This window comes from Bacillus sp. GB_SG_008 (genome assembly GCF_052038115.1).
GTDB lineage: Bacteria > Bacillota > Bacilli > Bacillales > Bacillaceae_G > Bacillus_A > Bacillus_A rhizoplanae.
Genome location: NZ_JBPZSK010000002.1, coordinates 332,072 through 358,310, shown reverse-complemented (window position 1 = coordinate 358,310; position 26,239 = coordinate 332,072). Strand labels below are relative to the sequence as shown.

Sequence of the window (26,239 nt, the reverse complement as noted above, 5' to 3'; positions counted from 1 at the left end):
TTAAATTATCAGTAGCAAATTCATAAATACCCGAAATGAAAATGAATTATTTATGCAAATGATATGGAACCGTTGTAATCACGATATCTTTATGACGAATAAACCACATTCTTAAAAGGAGTGCACTCTGGTTATGTAATACATGATGCCACCATTTGTGTGGAATAAACTGAGGAATAATAATATGGATATGTCCCCCATTTTCTTGTTTCGCCTCTATTGTTTTAATAAGACGATTCAGCGGTTCAAGAATAGAGCGATATTTACTTCGAAGAACTACCAGCCTACAAGGATTTCCCCACTCTTTCCACTTCTTCTCCATTTTATCTATAGATTGGTCATCGAAACCAACGTATACAGCAACCGGATCAACATCTAAGCTTTTCGCAAAGGAAATCGTATTGTTCACAACACGATGAACGCCCGACACTAAAACAAGGGTGACTACCTGACTTGCTTCTGGACGTATGCTTTGCGTATCAATGCGCAGTTCTTTTGCAATATCTTCATAATGCTTGTGAATAGCCATTGAAATAAAAATGATAATAGGCAATACAACTAATACAACCCAAGCGCCGCCTGTAAACTTTGTAACAGCGAAAATAACAGCAACTATTGATGTGATAACAGCACCAACTGTATTAATCGTAAGCTTAATTCTCCAATGTGGTCCTTTAACTCGTTTCCAGCGGCGCATCAAACCAATTTGCGCTACTGTAAACGAAAGGAAAACACCGATCGCATACAATGGAATTAAAGCATTCGTATGCGCGTGAAACGAGATAATCAAAATACACGCCAATGATGCTAACACAATAATTCCGTTTGAATACCCTAAACGGTCTCCGCGATTTGTCAAACTTCGAGGCAAAAATCCATCTGCGGCTACAATCGCAGCAAGCTGAGAAAATCCTGTAAATGTAGAATTTGCCGCTAAAATCAAAACAATAAACGTAAACCATATAATGAGTTGATATATAATTCCGTGCCCAAAATACATGCCAGTCAACTGAGACAGCATCGTGTTGTGCGGATCTGGCGTAATTCCCTTCACATACAGATGATACGAAAATCCTAACAGTGTCACAGCTGTGATCGAGCCCAAAGCAATATAAGTTCTAATTGCATTTTTTTGCTGTGGTTCTCTAAAAATAGGAACTGCATTCGAAATTGTCTCAATTCCTGTAAGCGCCGAACAAGCTGAGCTGAACGCTTTCAAAATCAATAAAGTTGTTAATCCTTCTGGAACCGTTCCAAAGGATGGTGTAGTTGATTGTGTAAAGCCGTGACGAAATTCATCAAAAAAGCCGGTAAAAATTAAAATTAACATACAAACCATAAAACCGAATGTCGGCCAAGCAAAAACGCGCGCTGATTCTGCTACTCCTCGCAAATTCACAAGTACTAAGAGAATAACACACAAAATGGCCAAAATCGTTTCATAAGGAGCAACTACAGGATAAGCAGATGAAATCGCTTCTATAGCTGCAGATACAGATACAGCCACAGTCAACACGTAATCAACGAGCAACGAACTAGAAGCAACAAGAGAAACCCATCGCGGCTTGAAGTTATCTTTTGCGATGGCATATGCTCCCCCGCCGTTTGGATATGCCAAAATTCCCATAATATACGATACAATCAAAATTGCCAAAAGAACGATAGTAGAAATGGTAATAGGCAAGATCATCCATTTGGCATCAGGACCAAGTCCTACAAGCTCTGTCATTCCTGATTCAGGTCCATACGCAACGGATGAATACAAATCCGCTGAGAGAATAGGAAGTGCAATCAACCAAAACAATTTGTTATGTTGTGCATGAAGCTCCGATGTTCGCATAGGGCGACCAATTAAAAATCGCTTCACACTACCGAAGTTACTTGCAGAAAACCAAATTGCGGCCAATGCTAGTATGATTAATACTGCTTCCAACCATCTAACTAAAGTGTGATGATCCATAGCTTTTTCTCCTTTTAATTGCTATTTTTTATTCTCTTATTTTAATTGATACATAATATTTTGAACAACAAAATCTAAACTATGTAGCTTTCGAAAATATCCACAATAGAAAATCTGCAATCAACGTTTAGAAATTTATTATATATAATACGAAAAACCCGCTAGCTTCATGCTAACGGGCTACATAATATTAACTTTCTTGTATTTTTTAAAATTCGATATACGACACATCTAATAAAGTGAAACTTTCATCAGTGGGTTCTTACTATCCGCGAATAGTGGGATAAATAAAATTAAAAATGCTTCACTTTCAAGGAACCCTAAAATTGGTAATTATATTTCAGTGCTCATTCACAAACTCTAATGATTGAAATCAAACTCAATCAGAGGAGGAATTACATTATGACTGTAATTACAAAACTTAAACAAACTGTTTCAGGATTAAAAAGTGCGCAAGCAAGCTTAGAAGGATTCGCTCTTGATACTGATAACCAACAAGCGAAGCAATTATTTCAAAGTGCAGCTCAGCAAACGCAATCAATTATTGAGACTTTATCTCCACGTGTTCAAGAAGTTGAACAAGAAGAACCTCAATATACACAGCAATAACGATATAAGGAAAACTGGCCATTCACAAGCCAGCGTACTGCAAAAAACAGAATGATACTTATTAATGTACGCCTACATAGGCTAATTCATTATTATATGTATACTTTCTGATTAGCTGAAAAAAGGGTGATGTAATATCATCCTTTTTTCAAATCAAATTACATAAAGCAATAGAAATGGAATGATACCATGCGAAAATTCGGAACAATCTCCTTGTTATTCCTTCTCTTATCCAGTTTCCTATGCGGATGTCACAGTCCATTAGATAAAAAAGATACACAAGAAAAGCAAGAATCAGCACAAGAAATAAATAAAACAGATGCGAAACTAACAAAGATAAACATAGAATCCATTAATCAATCGATAGCGGATGAAGCGAAAAATAAGATTCTTGACATGGAAGAAATAGTTGATGTAAAAGCTGTTAATTTAAATAACGAGCTTTATGTAGCTGCAAAACCAGAGCACCATGAACGCTTTCAACTAGACAAATTAAAAAAGGAAATGAAACAGACATTAAAAAAGATGTATCCTAATTTAAAAATTTATGTAAGTGTAGATAAAAAAATTTTTATGTTGCTCGATAATTTAGAAACAAAGATTAAAAATAAAGAAGTAGATAAGGAAGAAGTAAAAAAACAGCTAAAAATAGTGAAAAAAGAAATGCATTCTGATACGTAAGGATACTTTTCAAAACAGAAAAGGAAGGATTCATATGTCAAAGAGAAACAAAGATTTAACACCAGTGCAGCAAGAGTATAAACAATTTGAAAAGCAGCGTGAACCGAAGCGGCCTGTTCTGAAAAATTGTATAAGAGCTTTTTTTGTCGGCGGTTTTATTTGCTTAATCGGTCAACTTATCTCCACGTTTTATATTACTTATTTCGATTTCACTGAAAGATCAGCCGGGAATCCGACTGTAGCTACAATGATTTTTATCTCCATGCTCCTAACAGGCTTTGGTGTGTACGATCGATTAGCTCAGTTTGGCGGGGCTGGTACAGCTGTTCCTGTTACCGGCTTCGGAAATTCAGTCATCGCAGCTTGTATTGAACATCGTACAGAAGGCTTTGTTCTTGGAGTAGGCGGGAATATGTTTAAGCTAGCAGGATCCGTTATTTTATTTGGTGTATTTTCCGCTTTTATCATCGCACTTATTAGAACCATTTTCGTTCAATGGGGAGGTTTTTAAATGTTACAAGGTCACCGAACATGGGTATTTGAAAATAAGCCTGTGATTATATCAACTGGTGTCATTGGCGGACCATTTGAGGCAAATGGAAACATCCCTGAAGATTTCGATACATTGCACGATAATTTATGGTTAGGACAAGACTCCTATGAAAAAGCACATCGAATTTTATTTGAAGAAGCTTGCAGCAGGGCAACAGAAAAAGCAAAACTGCGTAAAGAGGATATTCAATTTATTCTAGCAGGAGATCTTATCAATCAAATCACTCCCTCAAGTTTTGCCTCCCGAACACTCGGCGCTCCTTATCTTGGATTATTTGGAGCTTGTTCTACTTCAATGGAAGGCCTTGCTTTAGGGGCAAGTATTGTAAATGGAAAAGGGGCGAAATACTTATTAACAGGAGCATCTAGCCATAATACCGCTGTTGAAAAGCAATTCCGATATCCAACTGAATATGGAGGACAAAAGCCCCCTACCGCTCAGTGGACAGTAACTGGAGCAGGGGCTGCTTTATTAAGCGATCAAGGAGACGGACCTTGTGTTACATCAGCAACAATTGGAAGAGTTATTGATATGGGTTTATCAGATCCATTTAATATGGGAGGTGCCATGGCGCCCGCTGCTGTCGATACGATAGAAGCACATTTAAGGGAACGACAAATTGATGCCTCCTACTATGACTTAATTGTAACAGGTGATCTCGGTCATATAGGACGCGAAATTGCCTTTGATTTACTGCGTAAGCAAGGAACATCTATAACAAGCGAACAGTTTCAAGATTGCGGATTACTCATTTATAGGGAAGATCAACCGATTTTAGCAGGAGCAAGCGGTCCAGGCTGTTCAGCAACTGTCGTGTACGGGCATTTATTAAATCGAATGAAAAAAGGGGAATTCAGCAAAATGCTCGTAGTCGCTACCGGTGCTTTACTTTCCCCATTAACTTTCCAGCAGCAAGAAACAATTCCTTGTATCGCCCATGCAGTATCCATTGAAGTTGGAGGTGTACAATAAATGATCTATTTTTGGGCTTTCGTAATTGGCGGCGCCATTTGTGTGATTGGTCAAATTATGTTTGATGTCTTTAAACTTACCCCCGCTCATACAATGTCAACGCTTGTTGTCATTGGTGCCATATTAGATGGATTAAATTTGTATGAACCATTAATTGATTTTGCTGGAGCCGGTGCAACAGTTCCTATTACAAGCTTCGGTAACGCCCTTGTTCACGGTGCGATGGCAGAAGCGGCTGAGCATGGCATCATTGGAGTTATAACAGGAATGTTTGCAGTAACAAGCGCTGGTGTATCTGCCGCGATTATCTTCGGTTTTATCGGAGCTTTATTATTTAAACCAAAAGGATAAGAGGTGTTCTCATGACCGTTGTTGCTAGTGTAAAAACATGCCTTGCCAGCTTAAAAGGCGCACAGGCAAGTTTAAGTACACTTTCACAAAACGCTGCTGACGAAGAAGCGAAACGCGTTTTTCACGAATGTATGATAGAAATGGATAGTGTCATCGCTGATTTACAAAGGCGAGTTTCAGCATTAGAACGAGAAGAACCACAATATAAAGGATTTTAAGAAGACTGGAGGGACTTTATATGCCTAACATTCACATACCAGAATGGCCGCTTGTCATTATACGTTCTTTATGTGTCTTAATTGTTTTATTCGCCATTACGAAATGGCTTGGCAAAAGACAAATCTCTCAACTTTCCTTTTTTGAATACATAGCCGGTATGACGATTGGTGATATCGCTGCAGAAGTATCGACAGGATTGGAACAAAACTTCGTCCACGGTATTTCTAGTATGCTGGTTTTTGCTATCATACCTTTTTTCGCAGGACTGATTTCCTTAAAAAATAAGACAGTACGAGATTTTGTTGAAGGTAAATCCACTATTTTTATAAAAGATGGCAAAGTACTCGAAGATAATTTAAAAAAGGAAAAATATACGAGCGACGAACTACTAGAGCTTCTTCGAAAAAAAGATGTATTCAACATGAACGATGTTGAATACGCTGTTCTCGAACCAAGCGGGGAATTAAACGTTTTATTAAAGAAAGACAGACAACCACTAACCGCAAAAGATATTGCATTAAAAGTACCAAATGAAAAAGAAACACACACAGTCATTATGGATGGAAACATACTAGACGAACCGCTTTCAGCTAGCGGCCATAACCGCGCTTGGCTTCGCGCTGAACTCGAAAAAATTGGGGTTGCACTAGATAATGTTTTCATCGGACAAGTCGATTCTTACGGACAACTAACTGTCGACATATACAACGATAAAATCCAAATGCCTTCTCCTCAAGACAAGCCATTATTACTCGCTTCCTTAAAGAAGTGTCATGCTGATCTCGAACTATTTTCTTTAGAAACGAAATCAAATGCTGCTAGCAGCATGTATGCAAATAATGCCAAGAAGATAGAGGAAATTTTAAATAAAGTGACTTATCTACTTAAAGAGTAAAAGAGAAAAGAACGCTTATATATGTAACGGCGTTCTTTTTTGTATGGCAGCCTTTCTCCATATTTGATATGTTTAAATTCATACAATTCGGTTATGATGAGGAAGGTAAAGAAGAAGGGAATTCCTTATTTATAGCGAATTAACATGATACACCTACATATTTTTTAAACTGAAGTGGTTTCGTTTGACCTTTATTGACCATAATTGTATTATAAAACTAACAAATGTGTTAAAGGAGGAAGTTACACATGAATTTAATTCCTACAGTTATTGAACAAACAAATCGCGGGGAACGTGCTTACGACATTTACTCTCGTTTATTAAAAGACCGCATCATTATGCTTGGCAGCGCAATTGATGACAACGTAGCAAACTCTATCGTGTCTCAGCTTTTATTCTTAGAATCACAAGACCCAGAAAAAGATATTCATATATATATCAACAGTCCTGGCGGCTCTATTACAGCAGGTATGGCAATTTACGATACAATGCAATTCATTAAACCAAAAGTATCTACAATTTGCATCGGTATGGCTGCATCTATGGGCGCTTTCCTACTTGCTGCTGGTGAAAAAGGAAAACGTTTCGCTCTTCCAAACAGTGAAGTTATGATTCACCAACCACTTGGCGGTGCACAAGGACAAGCGACAGAAATCGAAATCGCTGCAAAACGCATCCTATTCTTACGTGATAAATTAAACAAAATTCTTTCTGAGCGTACAGGTCAAGATTTAGAAGTAATCGAGCGCGACACAGAGCGCGACAACTTCATGACAGCAGATAAAGCACTAGAATATGGCTTAATCGATAAAATCTTTACAAATCGCTAAGAAAAGCGGACTACAAAAAAAGCTATCGCACATTCGCGATAGCTCTTTTTATCCCGCTATTCGCGGGCAGTAAGACCCCCACTGATGGAAGTTTCACTTTATTGTTCTTTTTGCACATAAGCAACAAGTGCTTCTAATGCTGCTGTTTCATCTGATCCTTCTGCAGTAATTGTAACTTTACATCCAGATCCAATTGCTAAGCTCATAATCCCCATAATACTCTTAGCATTGACTGTTTTTCCGTCTTTCTCCATAAAAATATCGGCTTGAAAACGATTTGCTTCTTGTACAAACAACGCTGCCGGACGTGCTTGCAATCCAGTTTTCAACAACACCTCTACCTGTTTTTGAACCACAGCTCCATTCCCCTTTACCTTTTATTTTTTTACAACCGCTTCTCCAGCACGCAATTTATCAGCAATATCATCGATTTTACGTAAACGATGGTTGATACCCGATTTACTAATGTTCCCCCCGGATACCATTTCCCCCAATTCTTTCAATGTAACATCTTGATAATTGATACGCAGTTCTGCGATTTCACGTAATTTATCTGGTAAAAAATCCAGACCAACTGTTTCATCAATATAACGAATATTTTCGATTTGCCTTAAGGCTGCACCAATCGTCTTATTTAAGTTTGCTGTTTCACAGTTCACAAGACGATTTACAGAATTACGCATATCGCGCACAATGCGAATATCTTCAAACCTTAAAAGAGCATTATGAGCACCAATAATATTTAAGAACTCGGTAATCTTTTCCGCTTCCTTTAAATACGTAATATACCCTTTTCGTCTTTCTAACGTTTTACTATTTAATGCAAACTCGTTCATAAGTTCACATATCGCATCATTATGTTCTTTGTATAACGAGAAAATTTCTAGATGATATGATGATGTTTCCGGATTATTAACGGAACCACCAGCTAAAAACGCACCGCGTAAGTATGAACGTTTACAACACTTTTTCTCAATTAATTCTTGTGAAATATCACGAATAAACGAAAAGTCCTCTCGTACAATGTGCAAATCCGATAAAATTTCACGTGCTTTTTCAACTAAACGAACGATATACACATTATTTTTCTTTAAGCGCATTTTCTTACGCACAAGCAACTCAACTGTAACGTTATATCCTTTTTTCAATAATGTATAAATCCTTCGAGCAATCGCTGCATTTTCCGTTTGAATATCAATGATTACACGGCGATTTGAAAAGGAGAGTGAACCGTTCATCCGAAGTAATGCTGATAGCTCTGCCCTCTCACAGCACCCCTTCATTTCAAGCTTTGTCAGCTCTTTCTTTGTTTCTGATGCAAATGACAACCATTTCACCTCCTGACAAAATGTAAAAATTATTTTCATGCCCTAAATGAATTTGTAGCGTTACCTCAAAGAAGTAACGCCTTCCATCATGCAAGCCTATTCATTATTTCTACAAGCTTACAATTTATATTAACGAATGTAAAATCGAAGCTAATTTTACTGTGTCATGACGCACAACTTGATCATCATATTTTACTAAACGATCTTTAATCAACTTAATATTATGCGATGTAAAATGCTCTTCATCAATTGTAACTGGCTTCGACATTTCTTCTGCATAACGCCCTAATAATTCAATTGGAATTGGTTCATCGTTCACTATTGCTGTATCAATAAACGCTTCTCCAAGATGATCGTGCAATGCTTTCACATGATCAAACGCTGTATATCCCCTTGTTTCACCAACTTGAGTCATTACATTACACACATACACTTTCTTCGCTTTTGCACGAAGGACTGCATCGCCGATTTTTTTTACCATTAAATTCGGCAAAATACTTGTATACAGACTACCTGGTCCAAATACAAGTAAATCAGCTTTTCGAATTTCCATTAGTGTTTCATGAAGCGGTTCGACTTCCCCCGGTGTTAAAAATACACGGTTAATCTTTTTGCCGTAATACGGAATTTTAGATTCCCCGCTTACAATTTGCCCGTCTTCCAATTCCGCATGCAAAACAACACTTTGATTCGCAGCTGGAAGTACACGCCCTCTTACATTTAACACTTTACTTGTTTCCGTAATGGCATGAAAGAAATCGCCCGTAATAGCTGTCATTCCAGCTAACAATAAATTACCAAGCGCATGTCCTGTTAATCCTTCTCCTGATGTAAAACGATGTTGGAATAACGCCTCCACAAGAGGCTCCACATCAGACAACGCAACAAGCACGTTGCGAATGTCTCCAGGAGGCGGGATTTCTAACTCATCACGAAGTCTCCCAGAACTTCCCCCATCATCAGCAACCGTTACAATCGCTGTAATATCGACAGGATACTTTTTTAACCCGCGCAATAAAACGGATAAACCAGTTCCGCCTCCCATAATAACGATTTTCGGTTTTCTCTCTTTTTCCATCGCTTAATGTCCCTTTCTCTTCTCCACATCACGATGAGACACATGAGTTGGACACTCTTGCTTCAAATGTTTCGTCAAATATTCTGCAAGCGTAACGGATCGATGTTGTCCCCCTGTACATCCAATTGCAATAACAAGTTGACTTTTTCCTTCTCGCTTATAATGTGGAAGCATAAAGGAAATAAGGTCTGTTAACTTCTCTAGAAATTTATGCGTTTCATTAAATTTCAGTACATAGGATGATACTTCCTCATCAAGACCTGTTAACGGCTTCATGTGTGGAATATAATATGGATTCGGTAAAAAACGAACATCAAATACTAAATCAGCATCAATTGGAATACCATATTTAAATCCAAATGACATCACGTTCACACGAAATGCTTGCTCACTCTCAGTTGAGAATAATTGAATAATCTTTTCTCTTAACTCTTTCGGTTTTAAGTCTGACGTATCAAGGACAATATTCGCGCGCGCCTTCATATCTGTTAACAGCGTACGCTCTGCTTCTATTCCTTTTAACGGAAGACCTGTTAGAGCAAGTGGATGTGAACGCCTTGTTTCCTTATATCGAGTTACAAGTGTACTATCTTTTGCATCTAAAAATAAAATATGAGGAATAATCCATGTACGCTCTGTTAAATCATCAAGCGCTCCCCATAGGTGATCAAAGAACTCTCGGCCACGCAAATCGATACCGAGCGCTACTTTATTCATTTTCCCTTTCGAATCTGCCATTAATTCAACAAACTTCGGCAACAACATGGGCGGTAAATTATCCACACAAAAATATCCTAAATCCTCAAAGCTTTGCAGAGCAACCGTTTTTCCTGCTCCGGACATTCCTGTAATAATGACCATTTTAATATCATTATGTGCGTCCATCATTATCCCCCCCTTATGGTTTAACTCGGATCCAATCGATACGAAAGTAATTCAAAATTTGGTGTATATACAAATGTACCGTAAATAATACCATTTCCTTTAATTAAATAATCAATAATATGATAATCTCCTGGCGCCATTGGCAGCTCATCAATCTTATCAACTGTATGCCAGCCTATTATCCCTTCTTCGCTTTGCAATTTATTTTCTCCTGCAAAATCTGTAGCTAAGAAGGAAAACATCATCCATTCAGAAACAACCTTATCTCCTTCTTGGATCACAAAAGTAAAGACACCTTTTAATGTTGGATTTTTCAAATAAATACCCGTTTCTTCGCGATATTCACGAACAACCGACTCTCTTACTGTTTCGCCGCGCTCCATCTTTCCACCTGGAGCAACCCACCAATTTCGACGAGGCTTTTGTAATAGGAGAACTTCATTATCCTTGATTAACACACAGTTTGTCACTCTTTGCAAGCTTCTCACCTCAGCTACTTATAACAGGGAAATTCCCATTATATACTCACTTCATTATACTATCAAATACAGTTTGTCACAATGAAGGAACTTCCGGTCTCCAACAAATAAAAAAGATGATGGGAGACTATTCCCATCACCATTCAGTGAAAAAAATAAAGTGAAACTTCCATCAGGGATTTTTTTCATCCCCCACCTATATTTCTTGTTTTTCTCTGAATCTTGAGGCGGGAATCTTACTGCTCCAAAGTAGCGAAAAAAATTTTCTTATTGGAATACTTCAGCATATTAATTTGATCGGCAGGTGGCAGGCCCCAGGGAGAGGCCTTGTACAATTATTGATCATCCACAATAATATATGCTGTTCTTATTGGTCCATGTACACCTACGACAAGATTCATTTCAATATCAGCACTGTTTGATGGGCCAGAGATGAAGTTCAAACAGGATGGGATTTTTTCACCCTTCATATTTTGATTATGAATCATCTTTGTAGCTTGTGTTAATCTTGGCACAATCGTACTTTTCGGGACAATTGCGATATATGATTCAGGAAGAAGACTAACGGGCCTCCCTTTTATACCCTCATTAAATAAAACGACAGTTCCTGATTCAGCAAGAGTGATATCACTAAACGTAATTCCAACATCAGCTGTTTTTGCAAATTCAATACTCTCTTCTTTATGATCTAAGTCCCATTTATGGAAATGTATTTCCCCTTCATTTGTAAAAAATCCACTCAGATCATATTCATCAAATCGTTCATCATAAGAATAAATAACAGATCCGATATTCCATTCTTTCATAAAAGTTTGTAACGTTTCAACAAGATGAGCCTTTGTTGTTCGCTGCACCTCTGTATGAATGGTTTCACATTGTTCAACTAACTTCGATATAAGTTCGTCTTGTGTTAATCCGTCAAAAACGCTCCATTGTGGAGAAACAGACCAACTTGGTTTTTTTACTGTTTCCGGGCGTTTTCTGCCCAGTTTCTCTGATAATTGGGATAAAAATGTATCGCGATTTTGAATAGCCATTATTTCTCCTCCCTTGACCGTTTTTCGAACCAATCTCTAAACGGTTGTTTTTTCGGAGCCGGAAAATCTCTCGCTTCTGTCCAAGCTTTTAACGGCCCTACCCCGCGTTCAATTTTGTCTCCTTTTATAAAAGGCTTTAATGCGTACGGAGCTGTCCTCGCTGCAAGAGAGAACGACCTCGAGCTATTCGCCACTTTTTCAAAGCCTTTCATAGCCATATCCCAAGCTAAAGGAGACTTTTTCGCTTCTTCCACAATCTGTCGGCGATGTCGAATTAACAATTCGTGTAAAGGTATTTTTACCGGACATGCTTCCGTACAAGCACCGCAAAGGCTAGATGCATAAGGTAGATCTTTATATTCATCATACCCTCCTAAAAGCGGTGTCAATACAGCACCAATCGGGCCTGGATAAATTGAGCCGTATGCATGACCTCCGATATGACGATATACTGGACATACATTAATACATGCAGCGCAACGAATACATTGAAGGACACTTTGGAATTCTGTTCCTAAAATATTGGAACGCCCATTATCAACAATCACTAAATGAAATTCCTCAGGTCCATCCGTCCCCCCAGGTTCCGTTAGGCCTGTAATATAACTTGTTAATTTTTGCCCTACAGAACTTCGGCACAGGAGTGTTACTAACACATCCATCTCCTCCCATGTTGGGACAATCCGTTCCATCCCCATAACGGTAATTAACGTTTTCGGAATGGTCGTAACTAACCTCGCATTCCCTTCATTTGCTACAATAGAAACCGACCCGGACTCAGCAACAGCAAAATTACACCCAGTAACACCTACATCCGCTGTTAAAAAGTCATTGCGCAAATAGTTCCGTACAAACCTCGCCATTTTTTCAGGATCAGCTGTTCCGGTATACCCTATTTTTTCTTTAAACAACTCGCAAATACTTTCTTTATCTTTATGAAGACAAGGAACAACAATATGTGATGGCGGATCATGGTCATTAATTTGTAAAATAAATTCTGCAAGGTCCGTTTCTAGTACTTCCCCGCCCACTTCTTCAATTGCTTCATTTAGACTGATTTCTTCCGTTACCATAGATTTTGATTTCACAATTTTTTTCGCATTTTTCTTTTTTATAATCCCTTTTACATATTCCCTTGCCTCTTCAGCAGTCTCTGCGAAATAAACAAAGCCCCCGTTTTTCTCAACATTTTCACTGAGTTGATATAAATAATAATCAAGGTTTTCTAATGTATGCTTTCGAATCTCTTCTCCTAAAGAGCGCCATTCTTCCCAATTCCCAAGACTCTCAGTTGCTTTTAGTTTCTTACCTCTAAGGCCATCTTGCGCTTTCGCAACAGCCCTTCTCATGAATTGATCACCAACGGCCGTTTCAGTACGTTTATGAAAGGGATCATTTCCAATTTTCATTCCCATTTTTATATCCCCTTTCTATCTTCATTTAATACTTGCGCAATATGCTTTACCTCAATTGGATAACCATTACGTGTTAATCGGCCTTTTATATTCATTAAACAGCTGCAATCCATCCCGATTAACACTTCCGCACCTGTTTCCATAATATGTTTCACTTTTTCATCAACCATTTGCTCTGAGATTTCTGCCATCTTCACTGAGAATGTACCGCCGAATCCACAGCAATCATAATTGTGTGATAACGGAACGACTTCTAACCCTTTTACATGTTTTAATAACTTTTGAGGAGGCTCCTTAATACCCATCAACCGGCTCATATGACAAGATGTATGAACGGTTGCTTTTTTATGAAGTTCCGCACCTAAATCTTCTTTACCTAACACTTCTACAAGAAATTGTGTAAATTCATATGTTTTATTCGCCAGTTCAGTAGCTTTTTGCCGCCATTCTGTTTCACTTTCAGAAAATAAGCTTGAAAACTCGTGAACCATCATGACACAAGACCCGGATGGTGCCACAACATATTCTGAACCAGCAAATGCTTCAATCATATGTTTTGCAGCCGTTTTCGTTTCTTTTTGATAACCGCTATTATAAGCAGGTTGACCACAGCAGGTTTGATCTTTTGGAAAGTCGACTTCACAACCTAAATCTTCAAGAATTTCAACAACATCTTTTCCTACTTCTGGATAAAAAACATCTCCAAGACAAGTAATAAATACGGATACTTTCATATTGACACCTCCAAATAAGGTAAAGTAGCGGGATAAAGTGAAACTTCCATTCGAAGGTGCTTTTCCTTCAAATGGTTAGTTGAACCAATCGGGTTCTTACAAGCAGTTCTCCTCCTTGAATTTCCACCTTCGCTTACTGCGGATACAGTAGAAAAGCAAAGATAATCACTGTATGTTCAAGTAACTTTGTCAACCAATCTACCTTTTTGTATTTTTAGTAAAAAACGTAAAAAATATGAATAAAAATGGTAAGTAAAGGAGAAAAACTTTTGAGGCATCCTTAGAGAAAGTTATACAGAACTTGTCGACTTCTGAGGATCATCTAGTGACAAATCGAGTACTGTTATATTTATTAGGAAGAGAAAATGAACCTTCTGTCATGAAGGTACTAAAGCAATACTATGAACATGCATTACATTTTTCAAAACAATGGATTGAAAGTGGCCAACAACTTGCTGTGATTAAAAGCTCCATCGATAGTAGTAGAACAGCAGAACTGTGGATTTTACTGATGCTTGGTTACCAAGTACATCATGCTATTCCTGGAAAAAAACCTTCTTTTAAACTGAAGAACTAAAATTACTCATGAGTAATTTATTAAAAGCTTAATCAGGAGGAGGAGAATAGTTATGGTAGCATTTTACGTGCTCATTATTTCATTCTTTTTATTTCTAGGTATGGGGCAAATGGGTTTGTCTTATTTTGATAGTTGGCACACATCACTTCAAGCAGCTATTGCTGCTATGTTACTTATTGCTGCTTCCGCCAGGTGGGGAAAGAGAAAAACTGACTTAATCCGCATGGTACCATCGATTTTCCCCAGACCTGATTTAATCGTCTTGATTACTGGTTTGTTAGAAATTGCTGCAGCGATAGGTATATTAATTCCATCTATGTCTAGATTGACTTCCATTTGCTTAGCGATCTTACTCATCGCTATGTTTCCAGCAAATATCAAGGCATCAAAAGAGAGGTTAACTATCGCTGGAAAACATCCTCCCTCACTATGGCTACGAACTAGTATACAAGTCACCTTTATTGTACTAGTACTGCTCGCAGGCTAACAAATCCACTTAACTATGGGGTCTTACTGTATAAACAAAAAAATAAGTGATTGAGGGCTGTCCCTCAATCACTTATTTCTTACTAAAATAGGATACAATCGCAAATCCTAAAATAAACATAATAATAGAGCTTACAATCGATATACCGCCTGTTGGAATACCAGGAAACACCACTGCAATTGACCCAATAACAAGTCCGATAATTGCCGCAAATGTTGCACTTTTATAATGCGTTAATAAATAGCTAATTCCTTTACTACTCACAACAAACCCTACCATAACGCCCGCACCAATTACTGCAATTAGTGGTAGATTCAATGTTGTTAAAGCTTCAATCGCCGTTGGATACACACCAATGATTAATAAAATAAACGATCCACTAATCCCTGGAAGCAGCATAGCCATACTAGCCATCCAGCCCGCAAGGAACAGCCCAATCGTATTTGAAATTGTTAACGTCATAATTGGGTCTGCCGCTTTATCTGGTTTAAAAAATACTGTTACGGCTACAAGAGCTGCAGCAACAAACAATATAATAATATGTCCTGCTTTAAATGTTTCCTTCGCATTTGCTTCCTTCATTAACATTGGTAAAATACTCAAGATTAAGCCAAGGAAGAAAAATTGCGTTGGCTCATAATGATTTTCCAGTAAATACTTAATTACATGACTTAACGTCAAAAACGCTGCCGCTATACCAGCACCAAGCGGAATCAAAAACGCTAAATGTTTTTTCCACTCACGACTAAAGAATCCGCTGATGGCTGCAAGTAGTTGCTCATAAATCCCCAGTACAACAGCGATTGTGCCGCCACTCACACCAGGAATTAAATCACTAACTCCCATACAAAAACCACGATATACATTACGCCATTCCATCTTGTGTACATTCCTCATTTCTTTTGCATATTTTTCCCAAATTAAAGTATAACAACAAAAGAAAAAGAGTAGTAACAAAACCCAAAAGCATATATGACATCTCGATAACAATTAAAGTGCCGAAATCCTATATCACAAAGAAGAGAAGCTACCCTAATAAAGATAGCTTCCCTTCTTTGTTGATTATTTTCCTACTTTTAATTCTTCTACTAGTTCTTCCACATAATGCTGTGCACTTTGCGCTGCAATACTTCCATCACCAGTTGCTGTTACAATTTGACGAAGCATCTTTTCGCGAACATCACCAGCTGCGAAAATACCAGGAACCTTTGTTTCCATACGTTCATTTGTTTCAATATAACCATTTTCATTTGTGATACCTAACTCTGCAAATGGTTTAGAAAGTGGTAGCATACCGATATAGATAAATGCGCCATCTGTTTTAAACTCTTGCTCTTCACCGCTATTTACATCCACAAGTGTTACGCTGCCTACTTTTCCGTTTGCTTCGTTAATTTCTTTTACAGTATGATTCCAAATGAAATTAATTTTTTCATTTTGGAAAGCACGGTCCTGTAAAATCTTTTGTGCACGTAATTGGTCACGACGGTGAACAATCGTTACCTTCGTTGCAAAGCGTGTTAAATACACACCTTCTTCAACAGCTGAGTCGCCGCCGCCAATAACAACAAGCTCTTTACCTTTAAAGAATGCACCGTCACATACCGCACAGTATGATACGCCGCGGCCGCCAAGTTCTTTCTCTCCTGGCACGCCAATTTTCTTATATTCCGCACCGCTCGCTACAATAATTGCACGTGCTTTATATTCTTTCTTTCCAGCTACAATTGTTTTATATTCTTTCCCATCAATAACTTGTTTCACATCACCATATGCGTATTCTGCACCGAATTTCTTCGCATGTTCAAACATTTTGTTTGATAAGTCTGGCCCTAAAATATGGTCATATCCTGGGTAGTTTTCTACTTCTTCTGTATTTGCCATTTGTCCGCCTGGGATACCGCGTTCAAGCATCAGTGTGCTTAAATTCGCACGAGATGTATACACAGCTGCTGTCATCCCCGCTGGACCAGCTCCGATAATAATTACGTCATAAATTTTTTCTTCTGCCATATTGCTCATCTCCTGTTCTTATCGCTCTTTTGATACCCTCATTATACTGCTGGCAACTGGTTTTTCCCAGCGATTTGCTTGCATTTATCCCGCTATTCGCGGGCAGTAAGACCTCCACTGATGAAAGTCTCACTTTATCCCGCATTAACAGACAGTAGGACCCCCACCTCAAGATTCAGAGAAAAACGAAGAAGATAGGTGGGGGATAACTGTCCGTAAAAGCCCGATTGGTTCAACTAACCATTCGAAGGAAAAGCACCTTCGAATGGAAGTTTCACTTTATGCATGCAAACGTCTCACTGCTTGCACATATTTTCGTACAGTTGCTACCGATACATTATATATATTACCAAGCTCTGCCTGCGTCAGCTTATTTTGGCACTCGCCTCTTACAATATATTCAACTGCCGCTGACCAGCCATATACATTTGTAAAGGACGTTTCGCTCGTGTATAAACGTATAAATGTACAAAACCAAAGATGTAAACATTCTTCAATAAGCTCATCATTTTTTTTCGTATAATTGTATAAAGCATCTGCAATGCGAATACATTGTTCAAACTGCTGCAGTTCTCCTGGAATACTTTTATGACTGTTAATTAAAAAGAAATAGTTCGCTAATTGCGATACAATTGGAACACGATTAGGAGATTGCATAACATCAAAGAAAAAGCCAAGCTTTTCTGGTGTTGTCAGTTCATTCATTAAATATAAAGCGAGCATTTGTTCTTCCAATGTTTCACTTTTTTGAAACGATTGCTGAAGCTCTCGGAATAAAATATTTTGGCCTTCATCTACTAAATTAATAGCATTCCAAGGTTCTTTTCCCTTTTTATCAGGATGTAATTCCACTACATGCGCCCACATTTTCTCGGCTGTTTGCTCATCCTTTACCATATAGGCAGAATATGCAAACCAATAATAAAAGCTAACATCACCTTCGTAACCTTGACGTTTTAACACTTTTAACCATTTATATGCACTTTCAAAACGACCAATTGTCGCAAATGTTGTCCCTAGTTTCACCCGATGTTCAAACGACATCGGATACACTGTTTCCAATTGCTCTGCTAACTTTTCTACTTGCTTATATTCCCCAATAGAATATAGAAAAATAAGCGTATTACATAACGCATGAATATTCCCTGGATTCTTCTCTAAAATCAGCTCTGTCATTTTCAACGCTTGATCAACATTCCCAAGCTGAAAATGAGCAATTGCTAAATTATTATGCGCTGACCAAAATTCCGGATATTCCGTTATGACTCCTTCAAGCGTCGCAATCGCCTCTTCTAATTGACCGTTACGAATATAATGATTTGCTTGCTCTTGCATCACAATTAATCCATCTTCATCTTCGAATTCCGGCGTATCCATTTCTTCTTCTTCAATAATCTCTAAAAGTTCTATTGTTTCAGCAATAAATTCTTTATCCGTCGCAATTTCTAAATACCGTTCTGCATACTTTTTCGCTTGTTGGAATAACCCAAGATACGCATAATTATTTGCCATAAAATAATAGCATTCTTCTATTTGTTCACCCGTACGAACAATTTGTAATAAGATTTGATTCGATTCGTGATACTCTCCCGCTTCCGATAATGCCGTTGCTAATTGACATAAAATAAACGGCTCTTTCTGATCTTGTGCCGCTCTCTTAAAATATTTAATTGCATCTTCTAAATGATGATTGCGATAAGCCTTCATGCCTTTATCATAAAAGAAGTTAGCTAATTGATTAAAAGAAATAACTTGTCCGTTATCTTTATGAATTTCTTGATTTTTCCCCATAACTCCTCCATTATTTCATTCTTCTATCTCTAAGTATAAACGATTCCTCCAAAAACAAAACAATATATTATACACAAATATTTCCTTTTCATTACCGAAAAGAAAAGGAAAATGTTACATTTCTAACATTTCCCTTCTCTCGCTGCCATTTCCTCTTTCGTATAAATAATTCGCATAGGATTCCCACCGACGAAAGCACCATCCGGTACATCGCGATGAACAAGTGTCCCAGCTGAAACAATTGCCCCATCTCCAATGACAACGCCAGGTAAAACAGTCGAATTTGCACCAATCATTACTTCGTCTCCAATAATAATTTCACCAAGACGATATTCTGTAATTAAATATTCATGAGCTAATAACGTTGTATTATAGCCAATCACTGAATTACGTCCAACTGTAATTTTCTCTGGGAACATAGTATCTGGCATAACCATAAGTGCAAAAGAAGTTTTCTCTCCGATTTGCATCCGCAAAAATGTGCGATATAACCAATTTTTCATACGTAAAAAAGGGGTATATCGCGCGATTTGGATTACAATGAAGTTTTTCATCACTTTCCAAAATGAAACCGTTTTATATACATTCCATAATGAATTTGCTCCCGATACTGGATAGCGCGTTGTCCGTCGCACTTTGCTCTCTCCCTTTTTGTACTCGCTGAGCCCAGCCGCTCGTAAGAAAAACGATTAGTGAGGTAAGATTGTTAATAAGTCACTCATTTTTTCTAACACATAATCAGGTTTGTAAGACTCTAAATATTCGCGTCCTTTAATTGTCCATGCAACAGCAGCTGTCTTCACACCAGCATTTTGTCCACCAACAATATCGTGATGGTTATCGCCTACCATCAAAGATTCTTCCGGCTTTGCCTCTAATAACTGAAGTGCCCTTTGAATTGGCTCTGGATGTGGTTTCACATGTTCTACATCATCAATTGTTACCACAACATCAAAAAACTGCTTTAATTTCGTTAGCTGTAATCCCATTTCAACAGTTTTGCGCGCCTTTGTTGTTACAATCCCGACTTTATAACCTTTTTCCCGAAGCACCTGTACAGTTTCATACACTGTTTCATACTCTTCTACTAATTCATCATGATGTTCATGGTTAAAATCACGATAACATTGAATAAGTTCTTCCACTCGGTTCTCGTCGATTTTACTAAATGTATCGTGTAATGACGGACCAATAAATGGCAGTACATCTTCACGTTTATATTGATTTGGATAGTATTTTTCTAATGTATGCAAAAATGAAGAGATAATAAGTTCGTTTGTATTAATCAACGTTCCATCCAAATCAAATAACACTGTATTAATTTTCATCTTTTCGCCATCCTTTGTTGTTGTATGATAAGAAAAGAAGCAGCGCCGCATATGTGACGCTACTTTTTTCATTCAACCCCGACTCATTCACTGAATCACAAAGTTATATCATTATTGTTCTAAATATCGTTTATCTGCATACCCCATTTTGCGTCTCACAACAATGAAAATGATGGAGACGATAATTATGGCAATTGATATAACTTGTGCAACACGAAGCGGGCCGAGCATTAAGCTATCTGTACGTAATCCTTCTATAAAGAAGCGCCCAGTAGAATACCAAATTAAATATGTAAAGAATAGTTCACCGCGGCGTAAATTCGCTTTACGAAGAAGTAAAAGCAAAATAACCCCAGCAAAGTCCCATAATGATTCATATAAGAATGTCGGCTGGTAATATACACCATCAATATACATTTGATTTATAATAAACTGTGGCAAATGTAAACTTTCGAGAAATTGACGCGTCACTTCACCGCCATGTGCTTCTTGGTTCATAAAGTTTCCCCAGCGTCCAATCGCTTGTCCAAGTAAAATACTTGGTGCAACAATATCTGCTAGCTTCCAAAAAGAAAGACCGCGTTTTTTCGCAAATACCCATCCTGTAATAACTGCTCCGATTAATCCGCCATGAATGGCTAAGCCGCCGTGACGAATTCTAAGAATTTCGCTTGGATTTTGCGAATAATAGCCCCATTCGAAAATAACATAGTATGCACGTGCACAAAGGATTGCAATCGGCACCGCAATCAATACTAAATCAATAATTGTATCTTTCGGCAGACCAAGCCGTTCACTTTCCCGAGTTGCGAGCCATAAGCCAAGTAAGACACCAGTGCCAATAATTACACCATACCAATAAATCGGAAACGGTCCGAGCTGAATCGCCACACGATCAAGCTGTGGTACAGACCCTAACAGCATATTCTCTACTCCCTTTCTCTTTCTATCAGTGGAGGAGAAAGAACCCCTCTACTGATGAAAGTTTCACTTATATTAATTTTGATCTCCTAGTTCAATCGCACTCATAAGACGCTCTGAAAATTGCTGCGCTGCATTGACACCCATACGTTTTAAACGGAAATTCATCGCTGCCACCTCAATAATAACAGCTAAGTTTCGACCAGGTCGTACTGGAAGTGTAATCTTTGTAATATCCGTATCAATGATCTTCATTTTTTCTTCATCTAAACCAAGACGATCGTAGTTTTTCTTTTGATCCCAAATCTCAAGATTAATTACAAGTGAAATACGTTTATGATTACGCACTGCACCTGCACCAAATAACGTCATAACGTTAATGATGCCAAGTCCACGAATTTCAAGTAAATGTTCAATTAACTCCGGTGAACTTCCGACTAGTGTATCGTCATCTTCTTGACGAATTTCTACACTATCATCAGCCACAAGTCGATGTCCTCGTTTCACAAGCTCAAGTGCTGTTTCACTTTTCCCGACACCACTTTGTCCTGTAATCATTACACCAACACCGTAAATATCAACTAATACACCATGAATTGCTGTTGTTGGTGCTAATTTACTTTCTAAGTAATTCGTCAAGCGGCTTGATAAGCGTGTTGTTTTTAACGGTGAACGCAGCAGGGGCACATCTGCCTGGCGAGATGCTTGCATTAATTCCTCAGGTACATCTTGACCGCGCGTTACGATAATACACGGTGTTTCTTCTGTACAAAGTGCTTGCATACGCGCTTGCTTTTGTCCTTCTGTTAACGTATCAAAAAAAGTAAGCTCTGTTTTCCCAAGAAGCTGAACGCGATCCGCTGGATAATATGTGAAAAATCCCGCCATTTCAATTCCAGGTCGTGATAAATCACTTGTATCAATCGGACGATGAATTCCTTCTTCACCGCTTACTAGTTCTAAATGAAAATGTTCAATTAAATCTTTCGTTCGAACTTTTGGCATATGTAAACCTCCACGTTGCGGAATGTATCTAAGCAGCGTACTACCACTCTCCCCGCTATTGTACCATTTTTTTCTTAAAACACGAAACACGGTTTCTTTTGAAAAAGAAAAAAACATTCCACGCTTTGCGCAAAATGTTTTACGTTTTGTCGGATACTTATACTCTCCACTATTTTTTCTCAGACAATGGTTCAATAATCACTTTATCAATTAACATATTTAAAATCGAAATAAAGATTGCTGCAACAATCGCTACGCCAAATCCAGATAAATTAAACGCATCGCCAAGTAACGAATCTGTAATTTCCAACGTAATCGCATTAATAACAATTAAGAAGAAACCAAATGTTAATATCGTAATTGGCAGCGTAATTAAAATTAAGAACGGTTTCACAACTACATTTAAAACTGCTAAAATTAAGCTTGCAATAATTGCTGTTTTTATATTTGCTATTTCAAACGCACCTGGTGCAAAAATTTTAAGAAGACCCGATACAGCAATTAGCACAATACTATTCACAATAAGTGATAGAATCCATCTCATATTCCTTACACTTCCTTTTCATTAGGGACAATTACAACCCAAACTACATATATCAACAATAATACTCCAAATCAGAAAAAAAAACCAAGTACAATTACAGTGAAACTTCCTTTCGGAGATGCCTTTTCCTCCGAAGGGTTAGTTGAACCAATCGGGCTCTTACAAGCAGTTCCTCCTTCTCGAATTTTCTCTTTGCTTACTGCTTGTTTGAGCGGGGTACAGTGAAACTTCCTTTCGCAGATGCTTTTTCTCCGAATCTTGAGTTGCCCAAAAGTAGCGGGATCATTTACTCATTCGCAAGCACCTGTACACCTTTCACAATATTCCATATAAAAATAACAAGATTCACAAGACCAAATAACAACATAGCTACAAGTACGAGTGCACCAATTTGTTCTGGTGTGTTCATAACAAATACAAATAGAAACACGAGAAATAAACAAAAGAATGGTAGTAAATGTGAAATGAAAGCTTTCTTTGCATGAGATTTCACATCTTCATGAGGAACAACAAAATACACGATAATTGGAAACAATAACGGGGCAAAAAAAATACTGAAATAGCAGCATGAAGCTAAAATTTTTTGCGTAGAATCCACAAAATCCACTCCCTTTTTCATGGATATAGCAGAAAACATCTAATAAAGAAGTAATACTTCCTTATTAGATGTTTGTTTTACTGTGTTAATTCTACTTCTTCTACTTTTTCTTTCATGCGTGCTTTATCACGATCTAAAACACTTTTTAAATACTTGCCTGTGTAAGAACGCTCTTCTTTCACAACCTGCTCCGGCGTACCTGTTGCAACGATTTGTCCGCCTTTATCGCCGCCTTCAGGTCCAAGATCAATAAGGTAGTCTGCCGTTTTAATAACATCTAAATTATGTTCAATCACAAGCACTGTTTCACCATTATCAACAAGACGCTGAAGCACCTTTAATAGACGAGCAATGTCATGTGCATGAAGACCAGTTGTCGGTTCATCTAAAATGTATAACGTTCGTCCTGTTGAACGGCGATGCAGCTCAGATGCTAGCTTCACGCGCTGCGCTTCTCCGCCCGATAACGTCGTCGCTGGTTGACCGAGCTTCATGTAATCGAGTCCTACATCCACAAGCGTTTGGAGCTTACGTTTAATTTTCGGGATATTCGCAAAGAACTCTACTCCATCTTCAATTGTCATCTCTAATACTTCAGAAATATTTTTATCTTTATATTTTACTTCTAATGTTTCACGATTATAACGTTTTCCGTGACAAACTTCACACGGAACATATACATCTGGTAAGAAGTGCATTTCAATTTTAATTATTCCATCGCCGCGGCACGCTTCACAGCGGCCACCTTTCACATTAAAGCTGAAGCGCCCTTTTTGATAACCGCGCACTTTCGCTTCATTCGTTCGTGCAAACACATCACGGATATCATCAAACACACCTGTATATGTCGCTGGGTTTGAACGCGGTGTACGCCCAATTGGTGATTGATCAACATCAATCACTTTATCTAAATGCTCAAGACCCTTAATTTCTTTATGCACACCAGGCTTACTTTTCGATTTATATAATTTTTGAGCAACTGCTTTATATAGCACTTCATTAATTAATGTACTTTTCCCTGAACCTGATACACCCGTCACAGCAACAAATGTACCAAGCGGGAATGACATCTTCGCATTTTTTAAATTATTTTCCTTCGCTCCAATGACCTCAATTTTACGGCCATCACCTTTGCGGCGCTCTAGCGGAACTGGAATGAACTTTTTGCCTGATAAATATTGTCCTGTTAAGGAATTGTCATCATGCATCACTTCTTGCGGCGTACCGGCTGAAACGACTTGCCCGCCGTGAATACCTGCACCAGGACCAATATCTAATAAATAGTCTGCAGCCATCATCGTATCTTCATCGTGTTCAACAACAATAAGCGTATTTCCTAAATCACGCATATTTTGCAGCGTTTGAATTAGGCGGTCATTGTCACGTTGATGCAAACCGATAGAAGGTTCATCAAGAATATATAATACACCCGTTAACCGCGATCCAATTTGCGTCGCTAAGCGAATACGCTGCGCTTCTCCGCCTGATAATGTTCCAGCTGCACGGCTAAGTGTTAAATAATCGAGTCCTACGTTAACTAAGAAGCTAAGACGCTCTTTAATTTCACGCAAAATAAGATTGGCAATACTTTGTTGCTTTTCTGTTAATTCAATATCGGTAAAGAAATCATGTGCTTCCTTAACAGAAAACTGCGTTACTTCCGCAATCGTTTTCTCACCTACAAAAACAGCTAAACTTTCTGGTTTTAAACGACCGCTTTTACATTTTGGACAAGCTTGCTCTGCCATGTATTTTTCCATTTGCTCACGAATATAATCGGAGCTTGTTTCTCGGTAACGGCGCTCAATGTTAGGAATTACACCTTCAAAAATAATATCGCTTTCCTTTACTTGGCCAAAGTCGTTCACATAGCGGAAATATACTTTTTCATCTCCGCTTCCGTATAACACCTTCTCAAATAAATGTTTCGGAATATCTTTTACCGGTACATCCATATCAATGCCGTAATGGTTACAAACGGACTGCAACAATTGCGGATAATATTGTGAACTTGTCGGTTCCCAAGGTGCAATCGCATGATCGTTTAATGATAAATCCCAGTTGGGAATCACTAAATCAAGATCTACCTCTAACTTCGCACCAAGACCGTCACAAGACGGACAAGCACCGAACGGACTGTTAAAAGAAAACATGCGCGGCTCAAGTTCACCAATAGAAAATCCGCAATGCGGACAAGCATGATGCTCGCTAAACAGCAACTCTTCTTCTCCGATTACATCAATTAAAACGCGACCTTCACCAAGCTTCAAAGCCGTTTCTAATGAATCAGCAAGACGGCTTGCAATTCCTTCTTTCACAACAATACGGTCAATTACAACTTCAATCGAATGCTTTTTATTTTTATCTAACGTAATTTCTTCCGATACATCAAGCATTTCCCCGTCAACGCGAACGCGGACGTACCCCTGCTTTTTAATATCTTCTAACACCTTTACATGTGCACCTTTACGGCCTGATACAATCGGTGCAAGCACTTGCAGCTTCGTACGCTCTGGATATTCTAAAATACGATCTACCATTTGCTCAACTGTTTGCGATGTAATCTCAATGCCGTGATTTGGACAAATCGGTGTTCCGATACGCGCAAATAATAAACGTAAATAATCGTAAATCTCTGTCACCGTTCCAACTGTTGAACGCGGATTGCGGCTCGTCGTTTTTTGATCAATTGAAATAGCCGGAGACAATCCTTCAATTGCATCCACATCTGGTTTATCCATTTGCCCTAAAAATTGACGTGCATACGCCGATAGTGATTCTACATAACGGCGCTGTCCTTCCGCATAAATCGTATCAAATGCTAACGACGATTTCCCTGAACCAGATAACCCTGTTACAACAACAAGTTGATTTCTCGGAATGGTGACATCAATATTTTTTAAATTGTGGGCTCTCGCACCCTTTACAACGATAAAATCTTTACTCATC

At 38.2% G+C, this 26,239-nt stretch carries 29 protein-coding genes; 10 read left to right on the top strand and 19 right to left on the bottom strand.

Annotated elements, in window-relative coordinates:
* Nucleotides 1–46: 46 nt before the first annotated feature.
* Nucleotides 47–1,960, bottom strand: coding sequence for an APC family permease (locus ACTDJC_RS06755; protein ID WP_440602960.1), 1,914 nt, complete (start codon nt 1,958–1,960; stop codon nt 47–49).
* 402 nt (nt 1,961–2,362) lie between these two features.
* Between ACTDJC_RS06755 and ACTDJC_RS06750 the strand changes: the two genes are divergently transcribed.
* The 8 genes from ACTDJC_RS06750 (at nt 2,363) to clpP (ending at nt 7,070) form a co-directional block, all read left to right on the top strand.
* Complete coding sequence (locus ACTDJC_RS06750; protein ID WP_098308440.1) at nt 2,363–2,569, top strand: DUF1657 domain-containing protein; 207 nt, start codon at nt 2,363–2,365, stop codon at nt 2,567–2,569.
* A gap of 189 nt (nt 2,570–2,758) precedes the next feature.
* On the top strand, nt 2,759–3,250 hold the full coding sequence (locus ACTDJC_RS06745; protein ID WP_440602959.1) for a YhcN/YlaJ family sporulation lipoprotein: 492 nt from the start codon (nt 2,759–2,761) through the stop codon (nt 3,248–3,250).
* Nucleotides 3,251–3,284: 34 nt separating this feature from the next.
* Entirely contained in the window at nt 3,285–3,761 is a 477-nt protein-coding gene (gene spoVAC / locus ACTDJC_RS06740; RefSeq protein WP_440602958.1) for a stage V sporulation protein AC, read from the top strand.
* On the top strand, nt 3,762–4,775 hold the full coding sequence (spoVAD, locus tag ACTDJC_RS06735) for a stage V sporulation protein AD (RefSeq protein WP_098308434.1): 1,014 nt from the start codon (nt 3,762–3,764) through the stop codon (nt 4,773–4,775).
* A complete protein-coding gene (gene spoVAE / locus ACTDJC_RS06730; RefSeq protein ID WP_098308432.1) occupies nt 4,776–5,126 on the top strand; it encodes a stage V sporulation protein AE in 351 nt (116 codons plus the stop codon).
* A gap of 11 nt (nt 5,127–5,137) precedes the next feature.
* A complete protein-coding gene (locus ACTDJC_RS06725) occupies nt 5,138–5,344 on the top strand; it encodes a DUF1657 domain-containing protein (protein WP_098308430.1) in 207 nt (68 codons plus the stop codon).
* A 20-nt stretch (nt 5,345–5,364) separates the two neighbouring features.
* Entirely contained in the window at nt 5,365–6,240 is an 876-nt protein-coding gene (locus ACTDJC_RS06720; RefSeq protein WP_440602957.1) for a DUF421 domain-containing protein, read from the top strand.
* 248 nt (nt 6,241–6,488) lie between these two features.
* The gene (clpP, locus tag ACTDJC_RS06715; RefSeq protein WP_098308426.1) at nt 6,489–7,070 is read left to right on the top strand and encodes an ATP-dependent Clp endopeptidase proteolytic subunit ClpP; all 582 of its coding nucleotides are present in this window, start codon (nt 6,489–6,491) and stop codon (nt 7,068–7,070) included.
* 98 nt (nt 7,071–7,168) lie between these two features.
* On the opposite strand, the gene ACTDJC_RS06710 is transcribed toward clpP, so the two are convergent.
* The 8 genes from ACTDJC_RS06710 to ACTDJC_RS06675 all read right to left on the bottom strand — a co-directional run bounded on the left by ACTDJC_RS06710 (nt 7,169) and on the right by ACTDJC_RS06675 (nt 14,026).
* A complete protein-coding gene (locus ACTDJC_RS06710) occupies nt 7,169–7,426 on the bottom strand; it encodes an HPr family phosphocarrier protein (protein WP_230576567.1) in 258 nt (85 codons plus the stop codon).
* Nucleotides 7,427–7,447: 21 nt separating this feature from the next.
* Entirely contained in the window at nt 7,448–8,398 is a 951-nt protein-coding gene (gene whiA / locus ACTDJC_RS06705; RefSeq protein WP_098308423.1) for a DNA-binding protein WhiA, read from the bottom strand.
* A 124-nt stretch (nt 8,399–8,522) separates the two neighbouring features.
* Entirely contained in the window at nt 8,523–9,476 is a 954-nt protein-coding gene (locus ACTDJC_RS06700) for a gluconeogenesis factor YvcK family protein (protein WP_098308421.1), read from the bottom strand.
* A gap of 3 nt (nt 9,477–9,479) precedes the next feature.
* Nucleotides 9,480–10,361: an RNase adapter RapZ gene (gene rapZ, locus ACTDJC_RS06695; RefSeq protein ID WP_098308419.1), complete on the bottom strand. Its 882-nt coding sequence runs from the start codon at nt 10,359–10,361 to the stop codon at nt 9,480–9,482.
* A gap of 20 nt (nt 10,362–10,381) precedes the next feature.
* Nucleotides 10,382–10,840, bottom strand: a complete 459-nt coding sequence (locus ACTDJC_RS06690; RefSeq protein WP_098308417.1) for an NUDIX hydrolase — start codon at nt 10,838–10,840, stop codon at nt 10,382–10,384.
* 335 nt (nt 10,841–11,175) lie between these two features.
* Nucleotides 11,176–11,877 (bottom strand): LutC/YkgG family protein, encoded by a 702-nt coding sequence (locus ACTDJC_RS06685; protein ID WP_098308415.1) that lies wholly within the window; start codon nt 11,875–11,877, stop codon nt 11,176–11,178.
* A complete protein-coding gene (locus tag ACTDJC_RS06680; protein WP_440602956.1) occupies nt 11,877–13,292 on the bottom strand; it encodes a LutB/LldF family L-lactate oxidation iron-sulfur protein in 1,416 nt (471 codons plus the stop codon). Before ACTDJC_RS06680 ends, ACTDJC_RS06685 begins: the two co-directional genes overlap by 1 nt.
* A gap of 2 nt (nt 13,293–13,294) precedes the next feature.
* A complete protein-coding gene (locus ACTDJC_RS06675; protein WP_098308412.1) occupies nt 13,295–14,026 on the bottom strand; it encodes a (Fe-S)-binding protein in 732 nt (243 codons plus the stop codon).
* 325 nt (nt 14,027–14,351) lie between these two features.
* Here ACTDJC_RS06675 and ACTDJC_RS06670 point away from each other — a divergent pair, with 325 nt between their 5' ends.
* Nucleotides 14,352–14,603, top strand: coding sequence for a hypothetical protein (locus tag ACTDJC_RS06670; protein ID WP_440602955.1), 252 nt, complete (start codon nt 14,352–14,354; stop codon nt 14,601–14,603).
* 52 nt (nt 14,604–14,655) lie between these two features.
* Entirely contained in the window at nt 14,656–15,090 is a 435-nt protein-coding gene (locus ACTDJC_RS06665) for a DoxX family protein (protein ID WP_098308409.1), read from the top strand.
* Between the two features lie 72 nt (nt 15,091–15,162).
* On the opposite strand, the gene ACTDJC_RS06660 is transcribed toward ACTDJC_RS06665, so the two are convergent.
* The 10 genes from ACTDJC_RS06660 to uvrA all read right to left on the bottom strand — a co-directional run bounded on the left by ACTDJC_RS06660 (nt 15,163) and on the right by uvrA (nt 26,238).
* Entirely contained in the window at nt 15,163–15,969 is an 807-nt protein-coding gene (locus ACTDJC_RS06660; protein WP_440602954.1) for a DUF368 domain-containing protein, read from the bottom strand.
* Between the two features lie 183 nt (nt 15,970–16,152).
* Nucleotides 16,153–17,103 carry a thioredoxin-disulfide reductase gene (trxB, locus tag ACTDJC_RS06655; RefSeq protein ID WP_141525009.1) on the bottom strand — a complete coding sequence of 317 codons (951 nt, stop codon included), beginning with the start codon at nt 17,101–17,103 and terminating at the stop codon, nt 16,153–16,155.
* Between the two features lie 279 nt (nt 17,104–17,382).
* On the bottom strand, nt 17,383–18,894 hold the full coding sequence (locus tag ACTDJC_RS06650; RefSeq protein WP_440602953.1) for a tetratricopeptide repeat protein: 1,512 nt from the start codon (nt 18,892–18,894) through the stop codon (nt 17,383–17,385).
* A gap of 122 nt (nt 18,895–19,016) precedes the next feature.
* Nucleotides 19,017–19,529, bottom strand: coding sequence for an acyltransferase (locus ACTDJC_RS06645; protein ID WP_098308401.1), 513 nt, complete (start codon nt 19,527–19,529; stop codon nt 19,017–19,019).
* Nucleotides 19,530–19,583: 54 nt separating this feature from the next.
* Nucleotides 19,584–20,222 carry a pyrophosphatase PpaX gene (gene ppaX / locus ACTDJC_RS06640; protein WP_098308505.1) on the bottom strand — a complete coding sequence of 213 codons (639 nt, stop codon included), beginning with the start codon at nt 20,220–20,222 and terminating at the stop codon, nt 19,584–19,586.
* 111 nt (nt 20,223–20,333) lie between these two features.
* Nucleotides 20,334–21,146 (bottom strand): prolipoprotein diacylglyceryl transferase, encoded by an 813-nt coding sequence (lgt, locus tag ACTDJC_RS06635; protein WP_098308399.1) that lies wholly within the window; start codon nt 21,144–21,146, stop codon nt 20,334–20,336.
* Between the two features lie 72 nt (nt 21,147–21,218).
* Nucleotides 21,219–22,148 carry an HPr(Ser) kinase/phosphatase gene (hprK, locus tag ACTDJC_RS06630; RefSeq protein WP_440602952.1) on the bottom strand — a complete coding sequence of 310 codons (930 nt, stop codon included), beginning with the start codon at nt 22,146–22,148 and terminating at the stop codon, nt 21,219–21,221.
* Nucleotides 22,149–22,317: 169 nt separating this feature from the next.
* A complete protein-coding gene (locus ACTDJC_RS06625) occupies nt 22,318–22,692 on the bottom strand; it encodes a phage holin family protein (RefSeq protein ID WP_098308397.1) in 375 nt (124 codons plus the stop codon).
* Between the two features lie 286 nt (nt 22,693–22,978).
* Nucleotides 22,979–23,311 (bottom strand): hypothetical protein, encoded by a 333-nt coding sequence (locus ACTDJC_RS06620; RefSeq protein WP_440602951.1) that lies wholly within the window; start codon nt 23,309–23,311, stop codon nt 22,979–22,981.
* Nucleotides 23,312–23,367: 56 nt separating this feature from the next.
* Nucleotides 23,368–26,238, bottom strand: coding sequence for an excinuclease ABC subunit UvrA (gene uvrA, locus ACTDJC_RS06615; protein WP_440602950.1), 2,871 nt, complete (start codon nt 26,236–26,238; stop codon nt 23,368–23,370).
* Nucleotide 26,239: the final 1 nt, after the last annotated feature.

Coding starts and splice junctions, on each gene's coding strand:
- hprK (WP_440602952.1), bottom strand. CDS start 22,148: ATGCCAAAAGTTCGAACGAAAGATTTAATTGAACATTTTCATTTAGAA.
- rapZ (WP_098308419.1), bottom strand. CDS start 10,361: ATGGACGCACATAATGATATTAAAATGGTCATTATTACAGGAATGTCC.
- ACTDJC_RS06685 (WP_098308415.1), bottom strand. CDS start 11,877: ATGGCTATTCAAAATCGCGATACATTTTTATCCCAATTATCAGAGAAA.
- ACTDJC_RS06755 (WP_440602960.1), bottom strand. CDS start 1,960: ATGGATCATCACACTTTAGTTAGATGGTTGGAAGCAGTATTAATCATA.
- ACTDJC_RS06660 (WP_440602954.1), bottom strand. CDS start 15,969: ATGGAATGGCGTAATGTATATCGTGGTTTTTGTATGGGAGTTAGTGAT.
- spoVAE (WP_098308432.1), top strand. CDS start 4,776: ATGATCTATTTTTGGGCTTTCGTAATTGGCGGCGCCATTTGTGTGATT.
- ACTDJC_RS06725 (WP_098308430.1), top strand. CDS start 5,138: ATGACCGTTGTTGCTAGTGTAAAAACATGCCTTGCCAGCTTAAAAGGC.
- spoVAC (WP_440602958.1), top strand. CDS start 3,285: ATGTCAAAGAGAAACAAAGATTTAACACCAGTGCAGCAAGAGTATAAA.
- ACTDJC_RS06625 (WP_098308397.1), bottom strand. CDS start 22,692: ATGAGATGGATTCTATCACTTATTGTGAATAGTATTGTGCTAATTGCT.
- ACTDJC_RS06675 (WP_098308412.1), bottom strand. CDS start 14,026: ATGAAAGTATCCGTATTTATTACTTGTCTTGGAGATGTTTTTTATCCA.
- ACTDJC_RS06700 (WP_098308421.1), bottom strand. CDS start 9,476: ATGGAAAAAGAGAGAAAACCGAAAATCGTTATTATGGGAGGCGGAACT.
- ACTDJC_RS06745 (WP_440602959.1), top strand. CDS start 2,759: ATGCGAAAATTCGGAACAATCTCCTTGTTATTCCTTCTCTTATCCAGT.
- lgt (WP_098308399.1), bottom strand. CDS start 21,146: ATGCTGTTAGGGTCTGTACCACAGCTTGATCGTGTGGCGATTCAGCTC.
- clpP (WP_098308426.1), top strand. CDS start 6,489: ATGAATTTAATTCCTACAGTTATTGAACAAACAAATCGCGGGGAACGT.
- ACTDJC_RS06750 (WP_098308440.1), top strand. CDS start 2,363: ATGACTGTAATTACAAAACTTAAACAAACTGTTTCAGGATTAAAAAGT.
- uvrA (WP_440602950.1), bottom strand. CDS start 26,238: ATGAGTAAAGATTTTATCGTTGTAAAGGGTGCGAGAGCCCACAATTTA.
- ACTDJC_RS06720 (WP_440602957.1), top strand. CDS start 5,365: ATGCCTAACATTCACATACCAGAATGGCCGCTTGTCATTATACGTTCT.
- spoVAD (WP_098308434.1), top strand. CDS start 3,762: ATGTTACAAGGTCACCGAACATGGGTATTTGAAAATAAGCCTGTGATT.
- ACTDJC_RS06620 (WP_440602951.1), bottom strand. CDS start 23,311: ATGAAAAAGGGAGTGGATTTTGTGGATTCTACGCAAAAAATTTTAGCT.
- ACTDJC_RS06680 (WP_440602956.1), bottom strand. CDS start 13,292: ATGGGAATGAAAATTGGAAATGATCCCTTTCATAAACGTACTGAAACG.
- ACTDJC_RS06665 (WP_098308409.1), top strand. CDS start 14,656: ATGGTAGCATTTTACGTGCTCATTATTTCATTCTTTTTATTTCTAGGT.
- trxB (WP_141525009.1), bottom strand. CDS start 17,103: ATGGCAGAAGAAAAAATTTATGACGTAATTATTATCGGAGCTGGTCCA.
- ACTDJC_RS06650 (WP_440602953.1), bottom strand. CDS start 18,894: ATGGGGAAAAATCAAGAAATTCATAAAGATAACGGACAAGTTATTTCT.
- ppaX (WP_098308505.1), bottom strand. CDS start 20,222: ATGAAAATTAATACAGTGTTATTTGATTTGGATGGAACGTTGATTAAT.